Source organism: Salegentibacter maritimus (assembly GCF_016236975.1).
In the GTDB taxonomy this organism is placed as follows: domain Bacteria; phylum Bacteroidota; class Bacteroidia; order Flavobacteriales; family Flavobacteriaceae; genus Salegentibacter; species Salegentibacter maritimus.
Genome location: NZ_JAEHNY010000015.1, coordinates 77,359 through 84,573, shown reverse-complemented (window position 1 = coordinate 84,573; position 7,215 = coordinate 77,359). Strand labels below are relative to the sequence as shown.

Below are 7,215 nucleotides of genomic sequence, written 5' to 3'. Positions count from 1 at the left end.
TTGTAGCCTTCCCCAATTTAAGACAGGGCTAAATTCAATAAATTTTCATTAATATCATTCGATTCGGGGAAGAATTCTTCCCCGAATCGAGGTTTGTATTCCCTTGGTGATTTATTGCCCAGGGATTGATGCGGATGGTTATTATTGTAATCTTCCATCCATTTATTGCTTAAAGAACGCAATTGATGTAAATCATTAAACCAGTAAGCATCTAATATATCTTCTCTATAAAATCTATTTAAACGTTCTATATACCCGTTTTGCATTGGCTTACCTGGCTGGGTATACCGTATTTCCACACGTTTTCTATTGCACCATTGACTGAATGTTTTAGAGATAAACTCAGGGCCATTATCACAACGGATAGTTTGTGGTAATCCAATTTCTTCTTCTAATTGTTCTAAAGTCTCCACTAGCTTTCTAGCAGGATAGTTCAACCCTGGATCTACAGCCAGTACTTCTCGGTTGCAATCATCAATTATATTTAAGACACGTACCTTTCTGCCATCAGAAAGGACATCTGACATAAAATCCATACTCCAAACCTGATTCAATTGTTCAGGGGTCTCTAAAGGATGTTTTACCCTACCTGTAATGCGCTTTTTATGTTTGCGCCTTAGCTTAAGCTTCATCTGCCGGTATACTCGTAATACCCGTTTCCGGTTCCACTTATGGCCTTCGCGACGTATTCGTTTATAGTATTCATCAAAACCTCTGGTGGGCAACTCAGTGGCCAATTCAGAAAGTTTATCGATTACCTCATAATCGTCTCGCTTAGTCTGATAATACCACATCGAACGGGTTAAACCTACTACATTACAGGCTCGTTTTATGGAGACCTGGTACTCCTTGATCAAATAAACCGCTCTATGCTTCTTGTCGGAAGGCCTTAGAACTTTTTTGACAGTATATCTTTCAGCATTTGGTTATCTAGACTGGCATCGGCATACATCTGCTTGAGCTTGCGATTTTCTTCTTCCAACTCCTTAAGCCGTTTTAGCTCACTAGTTTCCATTCCACCATATTTCTTACGCCAATAATAGATAGTGCTTTTATCAATACCCAGTTCTCGAGCGATATCACCAACAGCTCGGCCTTGTTCGTTTTCTTTCAAGATCTTGATGATCTGACTTTCTGTAAATCTACTTTTTTTCATCGGACAGTTTATCGTTTTTAAAATTAACAATTTCGAATTTTAAACTGTCTTATTTTTAGGGAAGGCTACAGTGTTAAATAGGATATTTTCATTTTGTAGTCTGGAAATATTGATTCAAAGAGTTCTTCAATATCTCTAGATTCATGTTTTTCTAAACATTTTATTATTTCTTCACATAAATTCCAAAAGAGTCGATTGCAATTTTTGTTATAAAAAGCTCTTGACAAATTAGAATTGCAATCTTGTATTATATCTCGTCTATCTTCTAAATCATAACCATCTAGTAGTGGACTAAAATAAATTGGTATAGATTGATAGTTGAAGATTTCACATCCAATTATTCTACTTATAATTAGTAATTCGATGTCTTTTGCGTAAAGATGTCTGTGAAAGTTTAGAACCTCTCTAATTTCTACAATTTCTGAGTTTTCAATATAGGTGTTTTTCTTAGCAGACTGTATATCTCTTAAATCTTGGAAGACACTTTTATAAAATGCATCAGTTTTAAGGTCAACGTTTTTAAATTTCGTTATCGTCTTAACATATTCATTCTCAAGCCCTATATCTTCTACAAAAATAACTTTCTTTAAAAATTCAGTTTGCTCAACTGAATAAATATCCTTTGAACCTTTAACTCGTTTTACTTCTTCCTTTAAGCCATTTCTGATTCGCTCTAGAGTTTTACTCTCAATATTGGATACACTGTAAATATTTAACTTTTCGTCCTTTTTATAATTTGTATTTAGAGGTGGAGAGAAAAAAATGAACTCTTTAAATTCTAATGAAGAAATGAAGTTGTCAAAAAGTGTAAATAAATATTTTCCTATTTTTTTTGGATTAAGACTCTTTTCATTTTTGGATTGAATATCCCAAATTTTATCAGAGTTTTTATTTACTCCACTAACATCATTAAAGCAATCAAAAGTGACGTATTCTATTTCTTTACTATCCTTACGTCTTCCTATTAAATAAAGTAAAGATTTAGTTTCATAATCGTGTGCTTTCTTATTGTTTATCTCTGTATTTGTAAACTTGTATGATATAGACATAAGTTTGATTTGGTTCAGATTTTAATTACCGCCAACTCGTTATAAAACCAATCCCCCATTTCCCTAAAAGCAATTCTTACCAGGTAATCATTATAGGATACCTCCCAAAAATTTGCGTTTTAAAAGCTTCCGGAATAAATAATTTTACCCCAAAAAATTCAGAAATATGAGTTTTTGATAAACAAACAGCCTGTAGGGATGGCTGTTCTGGTAGCTACTATCAAAAAACAACTACCGCTGTTAAATTTTCAACAATATAAGAAGAAGATTAAATTTTTGTAGGAATTACTGATATTTTTTTTCGACTGCAAAAAAGTTTATAGAAGAACTTAGATCCTGAAATAAATTCAGGATGACCACTTAAAAAACTGAAACATCCAGAAGCTTCGGGACAGCTTGACGTAGGCTACATAGGAATAAATCCAATATTTAGTATTTTTTCCTTGTAATAATTCCTAATTGTTGTTAATTTGGCGGTATGAAAGATGTCAAATTTGCGATAACCGATATTGAAACTACCGGCGGTGGAATAAAAGGCAATAAAATCACCGAAATTTGTGTGTTGGTAGTACAAAATGGGGAAGTGATAGACGAGTATCATTCCCTGGTAAACCCTGGAACCGAGATCCCGTTATATATTGAGACACTTACCAATATTAACGATGCCATGCTTAGCGATGCTCCAAAATTTACTGAGATAGCCCACGAAATTGAAGAAATTACCAAAGATTGTGTATTTGTGGCCCATAATGTGAATTTTGATTATAACATTATTAAAGCCGAGTTTGAGAATCTAGATAAAACGTTTCAGCGTAAACGCCTGTGTACGGTAAGACTTACCAAAAAGTTGATTCCGGGGCTTTTTTCATATAGCCTGGGAAATATTTGTACCTCTATTAATATTTCGCATTACGACAGGCACCGGGCAAAAGGCGATTGTGAAGCTACGGTAACGTTATTTCAACGTTGTTTAGCGCTAGATCCCGAATATGAAGTTCTTAATAGCCTGCTAAATCAACGTACCGCCGCTTCCTACCTGCCCCCTAATTTTAAAAATTCAGATTTTGAAAAACTACCAACCTCAACCGGGGTATATTTCTTTAAAGACAAAGACGGTATTCCTATTTATATTGGCAAGGCAAAAAATATTAAGAGCAGGATAAAATCGCATTTTCAGGAAAAATCTAACCAAAAATACAAACTCATGCAAGCCACCTATAGTATAGATTATGAGCTTACGGGTAGCGAATTGCTTGCCTTATTAAGGGAATCGACCTTAATTTTAAAGTATTTTCCAAAATTCAATAAGGCACAAAAGAAAGTTAATAGGCCTTATACCCTTACCTCCTATCACAACCAAAAGGGAATTGAACAGTTTGTAATACATAAAAACAAAGTTTCGCCGGTAAGTTGGATGAAGTTTTACACCCGGGAAGAAGCCATAAATTTCCTGGAATTTATTTGCACTGAATTTGAACTATGTCCGCGCTATTGCGGCCTGCAAACCGGGGTTGAGCATTGCAGTCATTATAAAATTAAAAGCTGCAGCGGGATGTGCAAAGGAGAAATAGATGCCACCGGGTATAACCAAAGAGTTGCCAGGGCGATAGAATATATTCAGGAATACGAAAATTCCTGCCTGCTGGTGGAAAAAGGAAGGTCTAAAGAAGAAAAATCATTTATCTACCTTAAAAAAGGCCGCTATGCCGGCTATGGGTATGTAGAGAATTCGGAAGATTTTAGGCCCGAGCAATTTGAAGATTACTTAATTCCGCAGGAGAATTCCAGTTATTCCGATAGGATTATAAACAGGTATTTAAATACTAAAAAGCAACTAAACCGCTTAAACCTGGACCGGGAGGAAGAAGTAGAGGAATTGGAAACCGAGGTTTGTTTTGAGGCTATGGCTTCCTAATTTTTTTGAAAGTTGAAAAAACATTCCTGAAACTACAAATTTTAGCCTTATGACCTGACTCATAAATTAGCAGGTGAACAAGACGGATATTTGTATTGAAATATTGTTCAACTTAATGCTATTATTATGAATACCGGAACCGCTAAAACCGTAGCAGACTATGTTACCGAAAATATTAAAAACGCCCATTTATTTAAAAAACACGGCATAGATTTTTGTTGTGGGGGCAATATCAGCTTAGCCGAGGCCGCCACAAAAGCGCAAGTAAATCTGGAGTTATTGGAAAAAGAGCTACAGCAAACAGACGCAAATATTAGCGCAGCTTATGATTATAGGAACTGGAAACTGGATTTTTTAATCGATCATATTATAAATGTACATCATCAATATGTTGAAGAAAATATTCCATTGTTAATTCAATATGCTGCAAAACTGGCGAAAGTACATGGGGGCGAAAGAAAAGAACTCTTAAAGATTCAGCAATTATTTACCGAGGTTGCCCAGGAATTAAGTGCACATTTAAAGAAAGAAGAATTAATACTGTTTCCGTTTATAAAGAAACTGGTAAAAGCAGAAAAGGAAGGTACGCCGGCACCAGAACCAAACTTTGGAAAGATTGACAACCCCATTGAAATGATGGAAGCAGAACATGATGAGGCCGGGGCAATTTTTAAAGAAATTTCCCATTTAAGTGATAATTACACCTGCCCCGACTGGGCTTGTAATACTTATAGGGCATTTTACTCCAAACTGGAAGAGTTTGAAAACGACCTACATCAACACGTTCATTTAGAAAACAACATTCTATTTCCTAAAGCAATTGAACTTGAGCGCAGTTTAAACAATTAGTATGATTTCAATTTTCGGCTTTTCCCAGAAGCCTAAGAGAAATTTAGTTTTATTTTAGAGATTTGTTTATAATTGTGTTGAAGCTACCCCGAGTTAGAAATTTCTTGGGGTATTTGCTTTTACCCGATAATTTGGGCTCCCAGAGTTGTTTGGCAGTAAACTACCTCGCAACAAGCCCACGAGGCATTTGTTGGAAACAAATTTTTAGTTTAGAGGCAAGACTCGGGGCATTACACCCTTTGGCGGTGCCAATAAAAAAATCTTTTCATTTAATGCATTGTTCGCCTACCACGAGGTAATTTATTATATTCAAAAATGTTTCGCTTAAATATAAAGAACCATACTTATATTGCTCTTGCCTATTTCTTTATGGCAGCCGCCCTGGGGATATTGCTCCGCCTTTTTTATATAACCCCCATTGCGGCCAATTATAAATATATTATACATACTCATTCCCATATAGCTTTATTAGGCTGGGTATATCTTGCACTAACCGCAATTATTTATCGATTGTTTTTTCATGACGCAAAGCTTTCAAAAAAATACCGGTATATTTTCCTGGCCACTAATATTAGTTTGCTGGGAATGCTGTTTAGCTTTCCTTTTCAAGGTTATGCGGTAGTTTCTATTATTTTCTCTACGCTGTTTTTATTTTGCTCTTATTTTTTTACCGCTTATACTCTAAAAAACACACCTAAAAAACATCGCAATACTCACTATTATAAGCTAATAAAAGCCGCCTTATGGTATATGGTTTTCTCCAGTATTGGCCCCTGGGTTTTGGGCGCCATTATGAGTAGCCTTGGAAAAACCTCTATTTGGTATAAACTTTCTGTTTATTTCTACCTACATTTTCAATACAATGCCTGGTTTTTACTAGGCATTCTGGGAATTGCCTTTTACCTATTTTATCAATTAAAATTTACATTTAATCCCAGCGAGTTTAAGCGATTTTTCTACTTACTAAATTCGGGAGTTATCTTAAGCTTCTTTCTTTCTACCTATTGGACAAATCCGCCTCTAATTTTTTATTTAGCAGGTGGTCTTGGTAGCCTTTTCCTGGTACTTGCCTTCTACAAGCTTTTTGCACTTATACTGCGGAATAAAATGAAATTAAAGCAAGGCCTTAGTCCTTTTATCTATAGAATTTTACAACTTGCCAGTGTATTATTGATTGGAAAAATAGTGATGCAAAGCCTTACGGCCATTCCCTTTTTTGCCGATTTAGCTTTTAAGAACCTGGACTTTGTTATTGGCTATTTGCACTGGGTTTTTCTTGGTTTTGTTTCTATCGCCTTATTCGGATTTTTAAACTGGTTGAAATTAATTAAGCTTCCCAAAAAAGCTTTCTATTTGTATTTGAGTGGCTTTTTAATTTCTGAAATGCTTATTTTTTACAAAGGATTGGTACTTTGGCTGGGCCTGCCTTTTTTTAGCGATTACTTTCTAATATTGGTTTTGATAAGTGCGCTGATTCCTGTGGCTACCGGATGGATTTTAGGTCTCAACTTAAAATCCAAATAAACCACTCATTATCAGAAGATATGACCTTTCTCATTTTTAATTACAGTAATTTTTAGCAGGTTTGTTTCACTTTAAAAGTTTAAGATGATTAAAGAAAGTATTTTGTTGGATTTTGGTGCTTCAAAAGAGACTTACCATAAAGGAGACCAGCTCTTTGGAGAGGGAGAAATTGCGCTTAATTTTTTTCAGATTATAAAAGGTGAAATTAAGATGAATAACTACAATGCCGATGGAAAAGAATTTATTCAGGGGCTGTTTGTAGATGGCGAAAGTTTTGGGGAGCCGCCTTTACTGGCAGATGTAAAATACCCTGCAAATGCCGAAGCTATTAAAACTTCAGAAGTCTTAAAATTACCTAAACGTAACTTTTTAGAATTACTCACAAAACATCCTGAAACCCATTTAAAGCTAACCCGAACCCTGGCAAAAAGATTATTCTATAAGGCAATTATGGTTTCTGAAATCTCGAGCCAGGATCCCGAACATAGAATTATAAGAATACTGGATTACCTTAAAAAATATGTACACCATATTGAAGGGCCTTTTAAATTTAAAGTAAACCTAACCCGCCAGCAAATAGCCGATCTAACGGGGCTAAGGGTAGAAACGGTGATAAGGGCCATGAAAGGACTGGAAAAGAAAGGCGAAATAAAAATTAAAAGCGGAAAAGTATATCGTTAAGCCCTCAATGAGGGCATTTAATTATTCCTGGCTTGCCCCAG

Annotated in this window: 5 protein-coding genes and 1 pseudogene; 4 read left to right on the top strand and 2 right to left on the bottom strand. The window is 35.3% G+C overall.

What is annotated here, in order from left to right; all coding sequences use genetic code 11:
- Positions 1-17: 17 nt before the first annotated feature.
- Together I6U50_RS14785 and I6U50_RS14780 are read right to left on the bottom strand one after the other, a co-directional pair.
- Positions 18-1,156 (bottom strand): annotated as a pseudogene (locus tag I6U50_RS14785) (IS3 family transposase).
- Between the two features lie 65 nt (positions 1,157-1,221).
- The gene (locus tag I6U50_RS14780) at positions 1,222-2,205 is read right to left on the bottom strand and encodes a hypothetical protein (protein WP_198639408.1); all 984 of its coding nucleotides are present in this window, start codon (positions 2,203-2,205) and stop codon (positions 1,222-1,224) included.
- Between the two features lie 478 nt (positions 2,206-2,683).
- On the opposite strand from I6U50_RS14780, the gene I6U50_RS14775 reads away from it, so the two are divergent.
- From I6U50_RS14775 to I6U50_RS14760, 4 genes are all read left to right on the top strand, one after another.
- Positions 2,684-4,120, top strand: coding sequence for an exonuclease domain-containing protein (locus I6U50_RS14775; protein ID WP_198639407.1), 1,437 nt, complete (start codon positions 2,684-2,686; stop codon positions 4,118-4,120).
- A gap of 126 nt (positions 4,121-4,246) precedes the next feature.
- Positions 4,247-4,969 (top strand): iron-sulfur cluster repair di-iron protein, encoded by a 723-nt coding sequence (ric, locus tag I6U50_RS14770; RefSeq protein WP_198639406.1) that lies wholly within the window; start codon positions 4,247-4,249, stop codon positions 4,967-4,969.
- A gap of 315 nt (positions 4,970-5,284) precedes the next feature.
- The gene (locus I6U50_RS14765; RefSeq protein WP_198639405.1) at positions 5,285-6,493 is read left to right on the top strand and encodes a hypothetical protein; all 1,209 of its coding nucleotides are present in this window, start codon (positions 5,285-5,287) and stop codon (positions 6,491-6,493) included.
- An 84-nt stretch (positions 6,494-6,577) separates the two neighbouring features.
- Entirely contained in the window at positions 6,578-7,174 is a 597-nt protein-coding gene (locus tag I6U50_RS14760; RefSeq protein WP_193711176.1) for a Crp/Fnr family transcriptional regulator, read from the top strand.
- Positions 7,175-7,215 lie beyond the last annotated feature (41 nt).

What these genes read in the sequence shown, in the direction of transcription:
- I6U50_RS14760 (WP_193711176.1), top strand. Translation starts at nt 6,578, where the DNA reads ATGATTAAAGAAAGTATTTTGTTGGATTTTGGTGCTTCAAAAGAGACT.
- I6U50_RS14780 (WP_198639408.1), bottom strand. Translation starts at nt 2,205, where the DNA reads ATGTCTATATCATACAAGTTTACAAATACAGAGATAAACAATAAGAAA.
- ric (WP_198639406.1), top strand. Translation starts at nt 4,247, where the DNA reads ATGAATACCGGAACCGCTAAAACCGTAGCAGACTATGTTACCGAAAAT.
- I6U50_RS14765 (WP_198639405.1), top strand. Translation starts at nt 5,285, where the DNA reads ATGTTTCGCTTAAATATAAAGAACCATACTTATATTGCTCTTGCCTAT.
- I6U50_RS14775 (WP_198639407.1), top strand. Translation starts at nt 2,684, where the DNA reads ATGAAAGATGTCAAATTTGCGATAACCGATATTGAAACTACCGGCGGT.